2 protein-coding genes are annotated in these 1,887 nt (G+C 47.1%); one reads left to right on the top strand and one right to left on the bottom strand.

Annotation, left to right across the window (positions count from 1 at the left end):
* Window positions 1-281, bottom strand: a 281-nt coding sequence (locus tag A3763_RS19615) for an alcohol dehydrogenase catalytic domain-containing protein (protein WP_156495196.1), incomplete at its 3' end; no start/stop codon positions are given.
* A gap of 182 nt (window positions 282-463) precedes the next feature.
* Here A3763_RS19615 and A3763_RS19610 point away from each other — a divergent pair.
* The coding region (locus tag A3763_RS19610; protein WP_068760376.1) for a lysophospholipid acyltransferase family protein at window positions 464-1,887 on the top strand (1,424 nt) is incomplete at its 3' end.

Genomic DNA, 1,887 nt, shown 5'->3' with positions numbered 1-1,887 from the left:
TAGCCACCACCGTTGGTGAGTGCACAAATCTTATCGCCTTGTTTTAAGGTAGTAACGGCAGAACCGACTTCGACCACTTCACCGGCTACTTCCAAACCCAATATGGGTGACGCATCTTTTGGGGCCGGGTAGTTGCCTTGTCGCTGAATCACGTCAGGGCGATTAACGCCGGCTGCTGCTACCTTCACCAGTACTTCATTTTCTTGAATGCCAGGGCGTTCGCCTTCAGCAACTTGCATGACATCAGGTGCGCCGAAGTTTGGGGTGTCGATATATTTCATTTTGGCTCTCTTGTTCGTGGCGAATTCGTATGAGTAGGCAAGCAATTTAAAGGGCTACCGGGTTAGGGTCAAGTTTATCAACTGTGTTCCGTGGTGATCCCATTGACATCAAACTGACACCAAAGCGTCACATTTGCTTCACACTGAATTACTATCCTGCCTAAAAACACAGGAGTCTAGGTATGGGTTTTCAGAGCTTGTTGGTTAACAAGGCAGTAGATAGTGAGAAAACAAACGGTACACTTCAACCTGCTGTCGAGCGCATGTCTAGCAATGATGGCCTTGCCGATAAAAACGGTGGGATTCCCGAGATATTACGAGCACCGCTTAGCTCACTATCTCGTTCACGAAAAACCTTAGACTCTTTCCTGCGAGATCATCCTCACCTTAAAGGTGTTGAGTTTGTCGAGCAGATTCTTCAGCACTTTGAGTTTTCCTTTCAGACGCCTTGGAATGAGAAAGAACGAATTCCGACTGAAGGCCGCTTGGTGATTATCGCCAATCATCCTTTAGGTACTCTGGATGCAGCGGCGGTATTCAAGTTGGTAAGTGATGTAAGGTCAGACGTGCGTGTTGTGGTCGATGAAGGCGTTCATGAGTTAGATGCGCTTGCGCCGATTACTTTGGCTTGTCAGCCTTACTCCGAGAATACGGCTAAAACACGTAATGTCGCTTTGAAAGAACACCTGGAGCGAGAAGGTGTGCTGATCTTTTTCCCCAGTGAAGAATTATCCCGTATTCGCCCGAGTGGGGTGACGGATACCAAGTGGCGTCGTGACTTTCTTGATATAGCTTTAGAAATGAATGCGCCGGTGTTGCCTTTGTATATTGATGCAGCAAACTCTGCTCTGTTTTACGGTGTGTCTGCGATCTATAAGCCGCTTTCTACCATGATGCTTGTGCCTGAAATGTATAAGCAAACACGCAAGACGGTTGCGATCCGTGTCGGTAAGCTTGTCATTCATGAGACCTATGCCAAGAGTGGTTTGCCAGTTAAGACTCAGGTCAAACTGTTCAAAAAACACCTCTATAAAGTGGGTAAGGGTAAAAAGGGGATATGGCAAACCCAGTCACCGGTTGCTCACCCTGAATCACGTCAAATACTTAAGCAGCTTATTGCTTCTCAAAACCGATTGGGTGAGACCAGTGATAATAAACAGATCTTTCTCTATAAGAACGAAGGAAGCTGCGCGGTATTGAGAGAGATTGGCCGCTTAAGGGAAATTGCCTTTCGCGCAGTGGGCGAGGGAACAGGTGAGCGGCGTGATATTGACCACTATGACTCGTCCTATAGTCAATTGGTCTTATGGGATGAAAATGAGTTGGAGATTGTCGGTGCCTATCGCCTGGGCAATGCCAAAGACATTATCGAACAGCAGGGTATTCAGGGCTTATACAGCGCCAGCCTTTTTGATTATGACGAGTCAATGCTTCCTCTACTAAAGCAAGGGGCGGAACTTGGGCGAAGTTTTGTTCAGCCTAAGTATTGGGGCAAACGAAGTTTGGATTACCTTTGGTATGGCATCGGTTCTTACTTAAGCAAGAACCCTGATGTGAAATACTTATATGGTCCGGTCAGTATCTCGAACGACCTGCCTAAAGCAGC

This window comes from Oleiphilus sp. HI0128, assembly GCF_001635365.1.
The sequence above is the reverse complement of the archived record's forward strand: the minus strand, read 5'-3'. Positions and strand labels throughout refer to the sequence as shown.